10 protein-coding genes are annotated in these 17,801 nt (G+C 50.5%); 1 reads left to right on the plus strand and 9 read right to left on the minus strand.

From position 1 onward, the window contains the following. Positions 1-13: 13 nt before the first annotated feature. The 3 genes from AC23NW_RS19440 to AC23NW_RS19450 all read right to left on the minus strand — a co-directional run bounded on the left by AC23NW_RS19440 (position 14) and on the right by AC23NW_RS19450 (position 5,602). Positions 14-3,520: a SusC/RagA family TonB-linked outer membrane protein gene (locus AC23NW_RS19440; RefSeq protein WP_487451400.1), complete on the minus strand. Its 3,507-nt coding sequence runs from the start codon at positions 3,518-3,520 to the stop codon at positions 14-16. A gap of 257 nt (positions 3,521-3,777) precedes the next feature. Then, positions 3,778-4,896 (minus strand): FecR family protein, encoded by a 1,119-nt coding sequence (locus AC23NW_RS19445; RefSeq protein ID WP_293834000.1) that lies wholly within the window; start codon positions 4,894-4,896, stop codon positions 3,778-3,780. Positions 4,897-4,990: 94 nt separating this feature from the next. Next, the gene (locus tag AC23NW_RS19450) at positions 4,991-5,602 is read right to left on the minus strand and encodes an RNA polymerase sigma factor (protein ID WP_487451402.1); all 612 of its coding nucleotides are present in this window, start codon (positions 5,600-5,602) and stop codon (positions 4,991-4,993) included. Between the two features lie 729 nt (positions 5,603-6,331). Here AC23NW_RS19450 and AC23NW_RS19455 point away from each other — a divergent pair. After that, the gene (locus AC23NW_RS19455) at positions 6,332-9,289 is read left to right on the plus strand and encodes a protein O-mannosyl-transferase family (RefSeq protein ID WP_487451404.1); all 2,958 of its coding nucleotides are present in this window, start codon (positions 6,332-6,334) and stop codon (positions 9,287-9,289) included. Between the two features lie 61 nt (positions 9,290-9,350). Here AC23NW_RS19455 and AC23NW_RS19460 read toward each other — a convergent pair whose 3' ends face one another. From AC23NW_RS19460 to AC23NW_RS19485, 6 genes are all read right to left on the minus strand, one after another. After that, complete coding sequence (locus AC23NW_RS19460) at positions 9,351-10,673, minus strand: DEAD/DEAH box helicase (protein WP_487451406.1); 1,323 nt, start codon at positions 10,671-10,673, stop codon at positions 9,351-9,353. Between the two features lie 97 nt (positions 10,674-10,770). Beyond that, the gene (locus tag AC23NW_RS19465; protein ID WP_293833996.1) at positions 10,771-11,844 is read right to left on the minus strand and encodes a glycoside hydrolase family 43 protein; all 1,074 of its coding nucleotides are present in this window, start codon (positions 11,842-11,844) and stop codon (positions 10,771-10,773) included. 144 nt (positions 11,845-11,988) lie between these two features. Beyond that, positions 11,989-12,258: a gamma-glutamyltransferase gene (locus tag AC23NW_RS19470; RefSeq protein ID WP_487451407.1), complete on the minus strand. Its 270-nt coding sequence runs from the start codon at positions 12,256-12,258 to the stop codon at positions 11,989-11,991. Between the two features lie 27 nt (positions 12,259-12,285). Beyond that, on the minus strand, positions 12,286-12,792 hold the full coding sequence (locus tag AC23NW_RS19475; RefSeq protein ID WP_487451408.1) for a hypothetical protein: 507 nt from the start codon (positions 12,790-12,792) through the stop codon (positions 12,286-12,288). Between the two features lie 144 nt (positions 12,793-12,936). Next, the gene (locus AC23NW_RS19480) at positions 12,937-14,985 is read right to left on the minus strand and encodes a PAS domain-containing sensor histidine kinase (protein WP_487451410.1); all 2,049 of its coding nucleotides are present in this window, start codon (positions 14,983-14,985) and stop codon (positions 12,937-12,939) included. 234 nt (positions 14,986-15,219) lie between these two features. Then, the gene (locus AC23NW_RS19485) at positions 15,220-17,676 is read right to left on the minus strand and encodes a TonB-dependent receptor (protein ID WP_487451412.1); all 2,457 of its coding nucleotides are present in this window, start codon (positions 17,674-17,676) and stop codon (positions 15,220-15,222) included. Positions 17,677-17,801 lie beyond the last annotated feature (125 nt).

Consider the following 17,801-nt stretch of genomic DNA (forward strand, 5'->3'; position numbering starts at 1 on the left):
AGCGGTTAGGGGATTAGAATGTCACGTCGATACCAAAGTTGAACACCTTCTGTACGGGGTACCAGTCACCTGATCCCTCACGGATTTCAGGATCTACATCCGCATCTTTCAGCTTATCCCACGTCAGCAGGTTCAGGCCCTGCGCATAAATCCGGAAGGTTTGCAGACCGGCAAACCGGATGGCTGATTTCGGCAGGTTGTAGCCGATTTCGACCGTTTTCATCCGGATATATTTTGCGTTATACAGGAAAAGGCTGCTGTTCGGGTTCTTGTTGTTGGTATAGTCGCCGAAGTGCAGGGCCGGATAGGTAGCCGTTGCCGCAGTGGCCGGTGTCCACCGGTTGAGGTGCATTGGCTTAACCTTACCATACTTATCGTTCGAGAACAGCGGGAAGTCCCATACGGCCGCGCCGCTCAGCTGCACTGACGTCAGAGCTGCTCCCTGGAACAGTACGCTGAAGTCAAAACCTTTGTACCGGGCACCCACCGGAACACCGAACATCAGTTCCGGGTTACGCGGATTACCCGCCACAACGCGGTCGCCCAGGTCATTGATCACGCCGTCGCCGTTGATGTCTTTATAGACCACGTCACCCGGTGTCAGACGTCCCCATGGCTGATAGCCGCCGCCGTTGTTACGGGCATTGAGCTCAGCCGCTTCGGCTGCATCACGTACAAAGTGGTCAAACACATAATCGAAGTGATCGCCGATCCGGTTGCCGGTCTGTGCACGACCCGGTGCCGCATACGGAATCTCGTTCATGAACACAATTTTGTTGCGGGCAAACGTCAGGTTCGGACGGACAAAGTACGTCAGGCCGCTGCGGGTTGTACCCGACCAGCCGACTTCAAAGTCAATCCCCCGGTTATCGACAATACCCGAGTTCAGATATGGCGCGCTTTTCCCTACGATCGTCGGGAAGCCCAGTTTATCACCGCCGCTCATGTCGGTAATAATATCGTAGCGGTGCTCGTGGAAGAGGTCAACGGCAAACGTCAGTTTACGGAACAGCGTGGCATCGATACCGATGTTGATCTTCCGTGCCTTTTCCCAGCTCAGGTTCGGGTTGGCAAGGTTACCTTCTCGCAGACCGCCACCGGCACCCGAACCAAAGTTGTCGGTACCGAAGCTGTAATCACTGCCACCGCCGAAGTATTGCAGGTAGATAAACCGCTGATCGTTCGGAATCCGGTCGCTACCAACCAGACCGTATGAACCACGGATTTTCAGGTTGTTCACCCACGGCGCATTGGCCATGAATTTCTCGCGGGAAATCACCCAGCCGGCCGAGGCCGCCGGGAAGAAACCATACCGTTTGCCCTGTGCAAAGTTTTCTGATCCGTTATAGGCAGCGTTGAATTCAAGCAGGTACTTATCGTCGTAGCTATACGTAAACCGGCTCGTAATACCCTGATAGCCAAACGGCACCTGATTGTCTACTACACGGCGTGAACGGTTTACCAGTACCATACCCGTTACACCGTGAATACCGAAGTTGCGCAGGTAATCAAGCTTGATCTGCGTATACGACCGGCCGTCGCTCGGGTTGCGGCTCGTACTGTTACCAATTGTCTGGTCAACGTCGTATTTATTACCGCGTTTGTAAAGACCGGTATAGTTTCCCGGCGTACGGTAAACGTCACTACCGGCATCCGGCATCAGCGTAGCATAGCCCGGATACACCCGGTAGCCTTCTGAGTAGGTGTTTACGACGCGGTTAACCCAGATTCCTTCTGACGCATCATAACCGAACAGCCCTTCGATTTTCAGGCCGCGCGTGATGAAATCCAGCTGGTGTCCCAGTACAAATGACCCGTTGAGGTACGTATTTTTCTCGTTCAAAAAGCCGGTACGGCTCAGCTCACCCAGAATGTTGAAGCGGTAGATCTGATCCCCGTACAGCATCCCCAGCGGGTTGTTGGCTATTGTTTTTCTGTTACCAGGGTTATCATTTGGTTCCAGCACGATCGGCAGGTACGAAGGCTGCGTGTTCGCCATCTCAACGATCCGGGCGGCAGTTGTACCCGGCGCATTCCGGTCAGTAATCCGGGCACCGATGTCCAGACGGGCATAGAAATCTTTCGTGATATCGATGTCGATGTTCGACCGGAAGTTGTAGCGCTTAAATACCGCCTGCGTGTTGTAGGCCGTCAGGTCGGTGTGTTTGTAGTTACCGTCCTGCTGGAAATAGTTGGCCAGTACGAAATACCGCGCCTTTGCCGAACCACCCGAGATATTGAGGCTGTAATCCTGCTGCACACCCGGCTTAAACGCATAGTCGAAATAATTCCAGTTGTAGCCCAGTCCGTCGGAGTTGTCGCCTTTCGCGTTACGGAAGTCGGCAATGGCCTTATCGGTAAAGAGGTTCAGTGTCGACGGATTTACGCCCGGGTTGTTGTTGATGATCGATTCGTTATACAGCATCGCATAGTCGGCCGACCCCAGATAAGTCGGGAATTTAACCGGCTGGTTGATCCCCGTCGATGCCTTGAAGTTCACCGATGCCTTATCCTGGACTTTACCGCGTTTGGTGGTAATCAGAATAACACCGTTGGCGCCACGTACCCCGTAAGGAGCTGTAGATGAGGCATCTTTCAGGATCGAAAACGTTTCGATTTCGGAAGGTGCCAGGTAATCCATACTCCGTTCCAGACCGTCGATGATCACAATCGGCGCCGTGTTGCCGTAGGTACCCATCCCGCGGATCAGGATGTTACTGCGGTCAACACCCGGCTCACCACCGCTGAACTGGTTAGCCATCAGACCCGGCAAACGACCGGCAAGGGCATTAGTCAGGTTGGCCGTCGGGCTTTGTTTCAGGTCTTCCGTTGTAATGGTTGCCAGTGAGCCGGTTACAGTAGCCTTGCGCTGCGTACCGAAACCCACAACGACCACCTCATTCAGCGTCTGATCGTCGGGAGCCAATACTACATCGAGTGACTTCTGAGCACCCACCACCACTTCTTTTTTCTTATAGCCGACAAAGCTATAGACCAGTGTTGTACCGGCTGTTGTCGGTACTTCGAGGCGGTACTTGCCGTCAGCGTCGGTAGTCGTACCTTTAATGGTGCCTTTGATGACGACACTCACACCAGGCAGTCCGGCTCCTTTTTCGTCCTGCACACGGCCCGCAACTACGATGTCCGCGATAACGGCTTCTTCAGCAATTTCGTCGGCTTCGGCGGTACCGGCCTGGGCTTCATCGCGAAAAAAGATGATCTGCCGGCCCGTAGCTTCAAACTGAATATGTCTGGGTGTCAACAATCGGGTTAACACATCCTTTAAACGCTCATTGCTGGCCGAAAATGTAATTTGTTCGCCGGCGCGGAGCACCTTCGAATTAAAGACAAATTTCACATCAGCAGCCTGACTCAGCTGGGCAAGTGCACGCTTCAGCGTAGCTTGCTGAATAGTAAGGTTTACCCTTCTATCAAGCACTTCCTGCGCCGAAGCATCAGTGGCATTTGCGGCCGCAGTGAATACTACAGCCAGAAAAATCTGATATGCGGTAAGTTTCACTATCCTGATTAGTAAAGAGTTTTTCATTAGATTTAAGCGGTTTTATGGAAAATAAAACAAAAGGGTCCCCTTCATCCGTCCTTGACGGATGCTCTCGCAGGGGTTTGGGGACATAGTAGCCGGTAGTGCCTGGCCGCACTATCGGCTACATTTTTTCAGGGAGGAATTTCACGGGTCAAAGAGATGTGTCATACAGATGATAGATTAGATTACAGAGCAGGGTTTATTAAACAAGGGATATGAACAGTCTTTTTTGATTACCGGCAACCGTTTGAGCGAATCACAATCTTACCGTCAATGATCTCGGAGGTGGCTTCAATACCACGACACACAATCCGTAACTTATCGTCCAGCGTTTCCTGACTCAGCGAGGCAGACAGCGCACAATCACGCAGTACATCCGAATCGTAGATAATTTCGATGCCATAGGCTTTTTCGATACGCCGGAATACCTCAACAACCGGTGTTTCGTCGAACTCGAATTCGGCAGGTCGTATTTCTTTATCGATCACAATCGGGCGGGCAACGAGCGTCTTACGGAACTCGGCCCGAATCCGTGAAAATTCAGCCTGTTGGTTGGGCGTCAGCGAAATCACCCGCCGGTCAACAGCCTTACCGGTAAGATCTGTAGCTGCCTGCCGGGCGTAGACGGCTACCTTTCCGGTACGCACCGCAACCACAATATCCTTCTGATCGGGGTAGGCTTTCACCCGGAAACTGGTTCCTAATACTTTGGTTACGACATCGTCAGCAAATACCAGAAATGGTTTTGCCGGATTTCTCATCACATTGAAGAAGGCTTCGCCCGTTAAGGTGACCTGCCGTTTATCGGTATCAAACTGTCTGGGGTAACTGATTGCCGAAGCGGGCGACAGCTCAACGGTACTGCCATCCGGCAACGTACAGATTTTCAACGCCTTCGTGGCGTTCCGCTCTGTTACCATACCATCTTTTTCGTCAGCTACTACAGAATCGGTAACGGCATATTGCTGCTGAACCGGTGTAGCAACCTGGCGGTAATAAACCCATCCCAGCCCGATGGCCAGCACGACGGCGGCGGCCGCTGCCCACCGGCCCCATGCCGGCGATGACCGTGTTACAGTCGTAAATGCAGGGCGTACCGGCTGCTGATAGCGGATCCGGTGCAGCATTTTCTGCACATCGTGTTTAATCTGCTCCGGACTGACGGCCACCTCGCCTACCTCCATGCTCAGCACCAGTTGCCGGGCCTGCTGGATGTCGGCCATACGATCAGGATGCGCCTCCTGCCACTGCTGCCAGAAGTCTTCATTACTCGCATTGGGTTGTTTTACCCAGCGTTGAAATTCCGGGTCAAACACGAAGTCCTCGATGGTATAGGCAGCGTAATCAGGCATAATGAAACGGGTTCATCTGCTGATAGGGAAAAGAAGAAGGGAGATACTGTAATTTTTTTGTGTTTTTTTTAACTTTTTCTCTGATCATTAAAAATCAGAGCATTAGGTGTGCCAGCAGAAAGAGCCACAGTTGTTTTGACTGTACATGGCGGCGTAATAAGCGGAAGGTTTCCTGAAACAGGTTAGACACAGACTGCTCGGAAATGCCCATCACCTGCGCAATGGCGGCGCGGTCGAGATTGTCGTAAAAACGGAGATAAATGGCTTCTTTGGAACGGCGGGGCAATTGATTGAGCAGTTGCCGGATGCGGTCAGCGGTGTGCTGCGACTGTTCGGTTTCGATCAGCATGTCTTCCGGCGAAAACGTCACATCGAACACCAGACCATTTTCCTGTTCAGATACGGGTTCAAACTCATAGCGTTGCCGCTCAAGGAACTGCTGGTGCAGCAGCCGGCGCAACATCGTCATCAGGTATGGGCGGACGCGCTCACTGGTCAGTAGACTAACTGTTTCGCGGCGATTCCACAGCTCGACAAAAATGTCCTGCATGCAGTCGCGCACAAAATCAGTATCGCGGGTAAACCTCGTGCCGTAGCGGATCAGGGCGGTATAATGATCGGTCATCAGCTGACCCAGCGCTTCCGAATCACCTTCCTTAAACCGCTGCCACAACCAGGCATCATTGTCCGGACTTTCCAGGCGCATTGCTTTTCCAGATTATAACGTCGTGAATTATCAGTATTTGGAGGGGGGAGTAACTACCCTTTTGGTATGCACCGGCAAGTTATATGGATAATCGGAAAAAATGTAGAATCCCCTCTGCCATTTACGTATTTTTTCCTCTTTCTACACAAAAGCGTAAACCATCCGGTATCTACTGATAATAAAAAAAAGCTATCCGCAAACCGGGACAGCTTTTCTAACTATAACGTTTATATTTCTTCAATGCATTGCTACATTAATACATTTAACGCAGCAACAACCATGCACTATTTTATCAGTACCTAAATTATTGTTAATATTATACGTATTATTACTAAAATAATACCAATAAAGAGCCAATTGGATACGATAGACAGGCTGTTGAAACTCTTATGCTAACGGGCAGACAACCGGTTGGTGAGACATACGGGTATACTATTCCCTGTTTAGTTCAGAAACGTGATCTGTTCATCACCGCTGAAAGCAGTTTTTACGGGTCAGCCATAACCCCGGTCTGCGCAGTAATTGACATGGAATGACCGGCATCAGTCAGGCAGGAAAGCACCCGGGTTATTTTTCGGGAATCGCGCCCGGCGTTAAGAACTTTTAACAACCCATACCCGCCCATAGGGTTTTATTTTGCTATTTTTGGCGATTCATTGTTTGATTGGGGTCAAATCTGCCACTGTTTTCACAGACTTGCTCCACAAAAGTCAGTTAACCGATATCTCTATGCAATCTTTCCGACGCCTTAACACCATCACCGGTTGGGCTACGTTTGTTGTCGCGCTGTTCACCTATGCCATGACAGTCGAACGTACGGCCAGCTTCTGGGACTGTGGCGAATTCATTGCGTGTTCATTTAAACTACAGGTTCCTCACCCGCCTGGTGCTCCATTCTTCCTGCTGACAGGCCGTCTGTTTTCTCTCTTTGCCCTCGGCGACTTAACCACCGTCGCCTATTGGGTAAACATGGTGTCGGTACTATCCAGTGCGTTCTCGATTCTGTTCCTGTGCTGGACCATTTCGATGATGGCGCAAAAACTCATCAATAAACCGGAGAGCGATTATACATTCGGTGATACGCTGGTCATTCTGGGCTCGGCTGCCGTCGGAGCACTGGCCTATACGTTCTCAGATACATTCTGGTTCTCTGCCGTTGAGGCCGAGGTATACGGTATGTCGTCGTTCTTTACGGCCATTGTGGTATGGGCTGCCTTCCGCTGGGAGCGGATCGAAGACGAAGCCGCTGCCAACCGCTGGATTCTGCTCATCGCCTATCTGACCGGCCTCTCAATCGGTGTTCACTTGCTGAACCTCGTTACCCTGCCGGCGCTGGCGCTGATCTATTACTTTAAGAAAACGGCTAAGCCAAACCTGAAAGGCGGCATTATTGCCTTTGGGGCGGGTATGGTCATTCTGGGCATTATCAACTCAGGAATCATTCCGGGGCTGCCGAGTGCGGCATTCGTGCTGGAGCGCTTTTTCGTCAATACGCTGGGGCTGCCGTTTGCCTCGGGTATGACTGCCTTCTTTGTCATCTTTATTGCCGCCCTGACGTATGCCATCATCTGGTCGGCCCGTCAGAAACGGGTGGTACTCAACACCGCCCTGCTGTCGCTGGCCTTCGTACTGATCGGCTACATGTCGTATATGCAGGTCATGGTGCGTTCGGGCTACAACCCGCCGATCAACGAAAACAACCCGAGCGATGCGCTGAACTTTATCTCGTACCTGAAGCGTGAGCAATATGGCAGTCGCTCGCTGTTGTATGGTCCGGTCTTCACATCCCGCCCTGTTGATCAGAAGCAAGGTGCGGCGATGTACAAAAAAGACGGTAAGAAGTACGTTGTATTTGATCACCAGCCGGAATACGTATATGAAGCAGGGGACGAAATGCTGTTCCCGCGGGTATACAGTAACCAGATGAATCACCCGCAACTATACCGGCAAATGCTGAACATTCCGGAAGGCCAGAAACCAACCATGGGTGATAACCTGGAATTCTTCTTCAATTACCAGCTGGGCCATATGTACTGGCGGTACCTGATGTGGAACTTTGCCGGCCGTGAGAGTGATCAGGAAGGCGCGGGTTACCTGCTGCCGTGGTCATCGGGCAGCAACCTGCCGGAGTTACTGCAAGCCAACAAGGCCCGCGACAACTTCTACATGCTGCCGTTTATTCTCGGTCTGTTCGGGTTGCTGTTCCAGTATTTCCGCAACCGGAAAGATTTTCTGGTGGTGCTGCTGCTCTTCTTCTTTACCGGTATTGCGCTTCAGATCTTCCTGAACTCGCCGCCGTCTGAGCCGCGCGAACGGGATTATATCTACGTCGGTTCGTTTTATTTCTTTGCCATCTGGCTCGGTCTGGGTGTCATGGCGCTGGCCGAAGGGTTGCGCGAATACATGAAGGCAGACACCATGCGCAGCGGGCTGGTAGCGGGTCTGGCACTGCTGGTACCGGTCATGATGGGCGCCAAGAGCTGGGATAACCACGACCGCTCGGACCGCTTCCACTCCGTTGACTTTGCGAAAAACCTGCTCAACAGCTGTGCGCCGAATGCGATTCTGTTTACCGGCGGCGATAACGATACGTTCCCGTTATGGTATGCTCAGGAAGTGGAAGGCTTCCGAACCGATGTCCGGGTATGTAACCTGAGTCTGTTGGGTACGGAGTGGTATATCGAGCAAATGAAGCGGCGTACTTACGAGTCGGACGCCCTGCCAATCTCGCTGGAGTTTGATAACTTCAACAAGGGCAAAAACGACATTCTGCCGTTCTATGAGGTGGCAGCGGTGAAAAACGGCATTGACCTGAAGCAGTATATCAACCTGATCAAGTCGAACAACCCGGCCGTGCAGGTGCCGCTGACAACCGGTGATATGACCAGCATTCTGCCGTCGTCGGTGCTGTTCCTGCCCATTGATAAGGCCGCCGTGGCGAAAGCAAACTTTGTGCCGGCTGATCTGCAGCCAATGGTACAGGACACATTGCAGTGGACGATCGGCAAGAGCGACCTCTACAAGCCTGACCTGATCATGCTGGATATCATTGCGACCAACAACTGGCAGCGCCCGATTTATTTCTCAAGCACGCTGGCGTCGTCGAATTACCTGAATCTGAAGGAAAACATGCAGCTGGAAGGCTACGCATACCGCCTGATGCCGGTTAAAATGGAGGGTGCACAGGACGGATACGTCAATACCAGCCTGATGGACAAGAACATGACGACCAAAATGTTCTGGCGTGAGATGAACAATCCGAAGGTATACTACGACGAGACCTACAAAGGCTCGCCGGTATTATCAGCACGGATTGCGTTCTTCCGCCTTGCCGATCAGCTGCTCCGCGATGGCAACAAGGCCCGTGCCCAGCAGGTACTGGATTACTCGCTGAGCGTGATTCCGGACAATACGATTCCGTATGATCAGGTTTGCTCAAACTACGTACGGTTCTACTTCGAAGCCGGCAATACGAAGAAAGCGCTGGAAATTGCCGAAACCATCGCCCGCCGTGCCGACCAGAACCTGACCTATTCGCAGCAGTCGGGCCGCACATTCGGGGATACCAACTCGGATCTGTACAGCCTGCAGGTAATTGTGGATGCGTGTAAGTCGGCGAAACAAACGGCTGCCGCGCAGAAATTCGAAGCGATCTTCAATAAGCACCTGGGTGCTTATCAGGGATAAACCTCCCTTCCTATACAATGAAAAAGGCCGGTTCTGAGAACCGGCCTTTTTCATTCCGGGCTTATCGCGCCACGGCGATCTTGTATTTTTTGCCTTTCATCTTCTCATCCCGGACGCGGTGCAGCAGGTCGGGAACCTTGCTTTTGCGGACGGCGGCAAACGTCATAAAGTCCTTCACGTCGATCAGGCCGAGGTCTGCCTTTTCGAGGCCCCCTTTCTGCGAGAAAAACCCGACAATGTCGATTTTGCTGAGCTTGTTTTTCCGGCCCCCGCTGATGTAAACCGTCGTAAATTCGGGAGCGGGCGGCAAGGCTATGTGTTCGGGCAGTACGGCCTCCTCGATATCGTCGGTCAGGTAAAGCGGTCGTTCGGCAGCTTCGGGCAGCAGCACGTAGGCTGTTCCGGTAGCCTGCATACGGGCGGTGCGGCCATTCCGGTGCACAAATTCATGCTTATGCAGCGGTAAATCAACATGTACCACGTGCTTCATTTCGGGAATGTCCAGGCCACGGGCCGCCAGATCAGTCGTAACCAGTACCCTGACACTGCCATTCCGGAACCGGATCAGCGCCCGTTCGCGGTCTTCCTGCTCCATACCGCCGTGATAAAATGTAGCACTCAACCCTTCGTCATTGAGGTAGTTGCTGACCTGTTCCGTCGTATCCCGCAGGTTGCAGAAGATAATTGACATGTCGGTGCCAAACGTGCACAACAGCCGGACCAGTACCGGCATCCGCTCATCACTGGCGACGGTAATCTGTTTCAGGGTCAGTGCGGGGGCGAGTTCTTCGGCCGTAAACTTCAGGCGTTTCGGGTTGTTCAGCTCCACAAAACCGGGGATCTTGACACCGGCCGTTGCGGACACCAGCACCTGTTTCCGCTGAGCAGGCAGGTGGTCCAGAATAAAGGTCATCTGATCGTGAAAGCCCAGCTCCAGCGATTTGTCGAACTCGTCGAGTACCAGCGTATGCACCGCCGAGAGGTCGACGGATTGCCGGTCGAGATGGTCGGCGATCCGGCCGGGCGTACCGATCAGCAGGGCCGGCGGCTCGCTCAGGTTCTGAATTTCGGTCTGAATCGGGTGGCCGCCATAACAAACATTGATCTTAAAGCCGGTGCTCATTTTGCGCCACACCTGCTCGATCTGAAGCGCCAGTTCGCGCGAAGGCACCAGCACCAGGCACTGAACGCTGGTTTGACCGGGTTGCAGCAGGTTAAGAAGCGGTAATAAAAAGGCCAGGGTTTTGCCTGAGCCCGTAGGAGAAATCAGAAAGGTATCCTGCGGACTGCTGATCGCGTCAAAGGCAGCTTCCTGCATAGGGTTCAACTGCTCAATCCCCAGATTAGCGAGTATGTCCGTATAGTGTTGATGGCTTGGTTCCATCCTGTAAAAGTACAATAAAAAAGTGGTGGTGGCGGTGCATAAAAAAAGTGGTGGCACGACTACAAGTCGTGCCACCACTAACCGCACGCTAAACGCCTTAATTCACATACGGCTCAATCGTCTGAATCGATCCGTCGGCGTTGCGTTTGAGTTCGGTCACCTTAACGTTACGCAGGTGCGTTTTACCCGACAACTCCACGTCGTGGTAGAAAATGTACCATTTGCCTTTAAATTCAACAATCGAGTGGTGCGTTGTCCAGCCTTTTACCGGATTCATGATAACGCCCTGATACGTAAACGGTCCGTACGGCGAATCGCCGGTGGCATAGGCCAGGTAATGGGTGTCGCCGGTTGAATACGAGAAGTAATATTTGCCTTTGTATTTGTGCATCCAGCCTCCCTCAAAAAAGCGGCGGTTATTGTCTTTGTTCAGCAGCGGTTTACCGGCTTTATCCAGAATCTTAATTTCTTTGAGCGGCTCGGCAAACTCCAGCATGTTGTCGGTCAGGCGGGCTATTTTAGGGCCTAATGCCGGCTGATCAGGAGCAACCTCCTTACCGTTCGGATCGTATTTACCGGTTTTCCAGCGTTGCAGTTGTCCGCCCCAGATACCACCGATGTACATGTAGGTTTTCCCATCGGCATCTGTGAAAACAGCCGGATCAATACTGAGGCTGTTTTTCATCGGCTGAGCCTGGGGCTTAAACGGTCCGGACGGCGATTTGCTGGTTGCCACCCCAATCCGGAACACATCCTGTTTATCCTTTACCGGAAAATACAGGTAATACGTCCCGTTTTTATAGGCCGCATCCGGCGCCCAGAGCTGCCGCCCTGCCCACGGAATGTCTTTCAGGTCAAGCGCGACCCCATGGTCGGTGACTTTACCGTTAATCGCATCCATTGACAGGATATGGTAATCCTTCATGGCGAAGTGGCTACCCAGATCATCCTCCTTTACGCCCGCTTCGTAGTCATGCGACGGATAGATATAAATCTTACCGTTGAAGACGTGCGCCGACGGATCGGCTGTGAAAATATGACTTACCAAAGGCTTTGAAATCGGTTTCGTGCCTTTTACGGTTTGCGCCTCGCTTCCAAGAGCGATACCCAGCAACGCCCCCGTCAGCGCCAGCGCTTTCACCGGCCGTACTACGTTTAAACGAAAAACCATAGTTAGTATAGAAGAGGTTAAATACGACAGCAATATACACAGGTTTATGCAATCGGTTGCATGATTTAACACAGATTAATCTTGCAATAAATACAAAGAGTGAGAGAGTGAAAGAGCGGGTGACGCTACTAACTGCTTTATAGTCTATGGCTCTGTGCCGAGGGCCATAAACGGTTTGCCGCCTTTGGTCAGCAAGACCGGCGAGATGTGCGACGAAGCCCGCTCGCCCCCTTTCATACTGGCCAGATAGCTACCGCTAAGTGTCTGGGCGTACATAAAACCAAGGCCCTGCGTAGCGACTCCGGACCCCATCAACGTCCCGATCGCCTGGGTCAGCGCCACCATCATGCCGGTTTTGTCGGCCGTTGACAGGTGGGTTGTATACCCTATCGAAACCGTATCGCCGGTAGTCACCTGCGAACGCGCCGCCTGACCGGTAATCTACATCTGACCGGCCGGCGTCCGCGCATACTCCTTCGACACCAGAATGTTCTTATCGGTCTGTAACAGCGGCGCAATACCTTTAACAATCGGGAACGTCTCCGGAAAACCATACAGCACCGGACTATCCGGCTTCCGCGCCCGCAGCTGACTCACAAGGTATGCCGCCATCAACGGATCGCGCTTACCCGCCGGAATCACATAGGCCCGCGGTGCCTCCCCGGTTCCCTTACGGATACTGTTCAGCCCTTTCTGGTAGAAGTTTTTCAGCAGCAGCCGTGAATTAAGGGTCGTAATGTCATGATGGGCCATAATCTGCCTGAAGTACTTATGCGGCGACGGGATCGTCTGATAGCCGGTCAGGTTCAGGACCGACGGCGGCAGGAAACGGGGATCAGTCGTATACTCCCGTATTTTCTGGTTATAGGAATCATCTACCTGCTGAGCCATTACAGCCCCGGACAACACCAGTGTACCCACCGGCAGTGCCAGCGATTGACGAAGCAAAGGGAAGCCATATTAAATTGGTTAACAAGGACTTATAGCCCAACTTAACTATGATTAATTAGCCACCTCAGTACAAACTTCTCGCCACTTTTATACAAAAAACCAAATGATAATTGGCTCATTGCCATTCATACAAATCCCTGATCAGATAACCGGCAGACAAACATGAAATACAGAGCCTTTGCCAGGGCTGCTTTCGGCCCAGATATGGCCCTTGTGGTTTTCAGCAATTTTTTTGCACAACGCCAGCCCAATACCGGTTCCTTCATACGACCGGCTGGCACCAAGCCGCTGAAAGATAGAAAATACGCGGTCGGCATACTTCTGATCAAACCCTATACCATTGTCTGCCAGCTGGATATGTACATACCGGGTTGCCGGTTCAAGCCCTGCTATGCCGGCAACATGATCCGGATGCAACCGGCCAGCCTTGATCTGGATTACCGGCGCCCTTTCACAAAATTTCAGGGCATTCCCGATCAGGTTTGAAAACAACTGATTCATTTGTATCTCATCGCCAATAATGACAGGCATCGGATCCATCGTGACAGAAGCATTTTTCTCCCCGATCAGCACCTCATAATCGGACAAGGCCTGTCGGATAACCGTGTTCAGATCAACTTTCGTGAGGGCTTCGGTACCGTTCGACAACCGTGAATAGTTCAACACCGCCTTAATCAGCGACGACATACGTTGCGCCGACGAGACAATTTTTTCGAGGTATACGGGTGGTACCCCTTCCTGCAGAACCTCTTCTTTTAACAAATCGGCAAAGCTCTGAATTTTCCGGAGAGGCTCCTGCAAATCGTGACTGGCGATGTAGGCAAACTGCTCCAGTTCATGGTTTTTGCGCGTCAGGGTCTGATTCGCCATACTCAGCTCCTGGGTCCGCGACTGCACCAGAAACTCTAGTTTATCGGCCACTTTCCGGCGATCATCAATATCAGTACAAGTACCAAACCATTTGATAATACGACCCGATTCATCCCGCATCGGCAAAGCACGGCCTAAAAACCAGCGATACTCCCCGTCATGACGCCGGAAACGGTATTCTACCTCATAGGGCGCCCCCGTTTCCAGGGAGTGTTGCCATACTTTTGTGGTCGCAGCCACATCGTCGGGGTGTAATACTAAACTCCAACCCTCCGCTTTGGACTCTTCGTAAGTCAGCCCCGTATAATTGTACCAGCGTTGGTTATAAAAATCATGATAGCCATCGGGCTCGGTCGACCAGACCAGTTGCGGCATAAAGTCGGTCACAAACGTAAACTCCTGAATGAGCCGTTGCAGCTTTTCATTCTTCTGGCTTAATCGTTGCCGGATTTCAATCTCAGGACGCAAATCACGCAATACCGTTGCGCGGCTAACCAGGCTCCCCGACTCAGGATCATAGATATTGACAAAATGAACATGACAGGGAATGGACTCTCCCGTCACAAAATGCCGGAAAGGTATTTCACCTGACCAGCGCCCAGCCTCATCCAAAGTAGGAATTACTTTTGCAATGATATTGTCCAGTTCTTCCTCAGGATAAAAATCGCGGCCAATTAGTGTGGTTATATCCTGATCCAGACCAAGGCCCAACAACTCGCGACCGGCTTTATTGATATGCATCATCCGGTGATTCGCCGTTGAGATAGCCATCGAATCATGGCTATGCTCGAAGAGAGCAAGAAACTTCTGCTGTTCATTACGAAACCGGACATTTCTGGTTGTCTCGACACACGTCACCAGTACACCGCCAACCTTACCGGTTTCGTCAAAAACACGGCTGTGGCTAAATGTCCAGTATACATCTTCGATGCGGCCGTTTCGGTAAATCGGGACCAACTGATCCTCTTGCCAGCTGGCTTCTCCGCCAGCCATGACCGTACTTATCAGTAACCCGATCGCCGGCCAGGCCTCCGCCCAGATAAGCTCGCCCGGTTCCCCAAGCGCATCCGGATGCTTGCCGTTCACACCTAAACTAGGTCGATAGGCATCATTGTAAAAGCAATTCAAGTCAGCACCCCAGAACAAAAACATCGGGAACCGGGAGTGTAACAATATACTCAGCGTAGTACGGAGGCTCTGCGGCCATGTTTCCATAGCCCCTAGCCTGGTTCTGCTCCAGTCCTTTTCAGCAATTAATTTTCCCATCTCTCCGCCGCTCTGCAGGAAATAAGGAATATCATTCGGCTCTATCTGTTTCATACAGGCATTACAATGCTGATTGGTGGATACAATCAGTTTATCAATAGGTATACGGTGATCTGCCTTGCAAGCTACAAAACTTTACTACTTTTCCTTACACGAATACAATCGAATTATTAACAGGGGTAACAGTATATAACTGTTTTCTAACGCTTCAAAACACTTATAAAGAAAAAGTAGCTTACAGTATCGCTAGTGGATACCGTAAGCTACTTCCTGATTTGTCAAACCCTGCTATCCCTTTTTAGTACCCTGTTTCTTGTCGTCATTTACTATCTTTTTATTCCTTCTCCCCTCTTTTACGCTAACGTGACCAAATTTATAGCTAAACGAAAGGTTATATGCCTGGTACATGGAAGATGAAGTCGCATTGGAGTAATACGTATCAGCCTTTGATCCGCCTGAGAGTTTAGTGTATTTAGTAAAAGGACTGTCTAACGTGAGTGAAAGTGTTGCCTTTTTATTCAGAAATTCTTTTTTTCCTGTCAACGATAAATACGTATACCCCTTGTACCGGCTCTGAATAAAAAGCCAGCCTGTAGTGTACGCATAAGAGCCTCCTAAAAACCAATCCTTCGGAAGTTTGTAGGATAAAACAAGACCACCAACACTAATCCAGCCGCTATTTCGCTGATTCAAAGACGGACTAATTAATAAATTATAGCTTAGATCGTTATTTACTGTAACCGTGAATTCTTTTATGGGCGAGAATGAAACATACCCGCTTATGCCAAAGCTGGCATTCCGTCCGATATTCTTTGGCGTTGTTAAGGCAACACCGTCGGTACCCACTTCTTTCCACCAAGCTATACTATTATTCGTTTGCCGCCAATAGAAGTTAGTATTTAACGAAGTACCCTTATCTGTATACATACTATATGTCAGTCCAATAGTATGAGCCAGCTCCGCTTTTAAATCCGGATTACCCACGGATACGTTTTTTGAATCGCTGTAATTTTTGAACGGATTCAGGTCGTCTATCTGCGGGCGCGCTATCCGCTGCGTATAACTGGCTTCTATCGTATGTTTTTCTTTTATTGTTTTTGACAGATTGATGGTTGGTATCAGGTTATGATAATTCCCTTTAAACTGCGACTGATCGGATACATTATCGCTGCTGATCTGCGTATGCTCGTAACGTCCTCCAAGCGTTAATGCCCATTCATTATCGGTTTCCACTCGTAATGACAAATAACCAGCCAAAATGCGCTGTCCATACAATAACTCAGCTGACCGGGCCGGAGCGACCTGATAATCCGTTTCCTTTCCCGTCTCCGATTGCTCCACAGTACTCATTGTTCCGGTTTTGCGATTAATCGCTTTGAAGCCAGTTTCAATCATGATACTCAAAGTATCGTGCTTCATTGGCAACGTAAACGGATCCGTATAATCTGTCTGCAATGTGTACTCATTGTGCATGCTGCTACTCTGGCTTCGTTCCAGATATTCCGGCAAATCTGACGTTAACGGTGTTTGTATAACCGAATAACCTGAATTGCCCGGCATGCGGTTATACTGGGTCAGGACAGAAAACTCACGTCCGGACTTTTGATAATTTCGGGTCCAGCTAAGGTTGTATTCTGTATTAGCGGTCGGGCTTACGGACTGAATATCCCGTCTGTATTCCTGCTCGGCAGTACCATCTATATTCATCAGCCGACTGAATATATGGCTGTTATTTTTAGCTTTTCCACCGCTGAATGTTGCAGAAAGATTAATACGGTTCAGGGAATCAGGATCGTAGTCCAGACTCAGTGTCCCATACTCACCGAAATTGGTGTCTTTATGTGAATTAGTCTGGCTTAACAGATTGACAGGCTGATCGTTTAACAACGTAGTACGCTTACCGTCAAATGCTTCAAAACTTTGTTTTTGGTTGCCATTTATTGCAATGTTCATACCAAATTTGCCATCTTGCATACTCAGATTGGCTCCTAGTGAACGATTCAGATTACCACCTGCCAGCGTCACCATCCCGCTTTCTCCGACGAGCGCTTTTTTTGTAATGATATTAATTACACCCGCAAGACCTTCTGCATCGTATTTAGCACCGGGGTTAGTGATCACCTCAACTGACTTTATCATGCTGGCAGGCATCTGTTTGATAGCCTCAGCCAGATTACTGGCCATTATCGCTGATGGTTTGCCGTTCACTAATACTTTAATGCTGCTACTACCCCGCATTTTCAGGCTACCATTCGGCTCAACCGTTAGCATAGGTGTTTTCCGCAGTACATCAGCCGCAGTGCCGCCAACGGTAGTCTGATCGTTTTCGGCGTTGTAAATAAGATGTCCGTTCCTGCGCTCAATCAAAGGTTTCTGCCCGACAACCTTAACTTCACTGAGCAGCTTCGTTTCGGAACTCAGTTGAATATGACCAATATTTAATTCCGAACGTTCGGCTGATAACGTCAGTGCAACCAGTTTTTTTGAACGGTAGCCTACCAACGTTAATACTAACTGGTACGTCCCGAATGTCACTTTGTCAATTGCAAATATTCCATCCTCTCCGGCAACAGTGCCGGTAACGACTTTTCCGTCAGATGTATTCAGCGAGATTGTTACAAACGGAAGAGGTTTCGACGTAAGCGAGTCAATGATCGAGCCAGTAATACGTCCTTGACTCGTTGATGAGTAGGCGGCATAGTGAAATGTGCCTGTGATAATAAAAAAAATAAACAAAAATCTCATTACGGTATCGTTAAAGCCAAACTCTTTGCACTTACCAAGGCAAAAGGGTCTGTTTTAAGACGCAGTAATGTTCGAGTTGATACACGACATACATAAATACGCCGTTTCTTGACCTGAACAGGTCA

It is taken from the genome of Arsenicibacter sp. R0_47 (assembly GCF_057652235.1).

Bases quoted from the DNA above. Each gene is read 5' to 3' on its own strand.
- AC23NW_RS19445 (WP_293834000.1), bottom strand. From the start codon at position 4,896: ATGCCTGATTACGCTGCCTATACCATCGAGGACTTCGTGTTTGACCCG.
- AC23NW_RS19455 (WP_487451404.1), top strand. From the start codon at position 6,332: ATGCAATCTTTCCGACGCCTTAACACCATCACCGGTTGGGCTACGTTT.
- AC23NW_RS19450 (WP_487451402.1), bottom strand. From the start codon at position 5,602: ATGCGCCTGGAAAGTCCGGACAATGATGCCTGGTTGTGGCAGCGGTTT.
- AC23NW_RS19480 (WP_487451410.1), bottom strand. From the start codon at position 14,985: ATGAAACAGATAGAGCCGAATGATATTCCTTATTTCCTGCAGAGCGGC.
- AC23NW_RS19465 (WP_293833996.1), bottom strand. From the start codon at position 11,844: ATGGTTTTTCGTTTAAACGTAGTACGGCCGGTGAAAGCGCTGGCGCTG.
- AC23NW_RS19460 (WP_487451406.1), bottom strand. From the start codon at position 10,673: ATGGAACCAAGCCATCAACACTATACGGACATACTCGCTAATCTGGGG.
- AC23NW_RS19485 (WP_487451412.1), bottom strand. From the start codon at position 17,676: ATGAGATTTTTGTTTATTTTTTTTATTATCACAGGCACATTTCACTAT.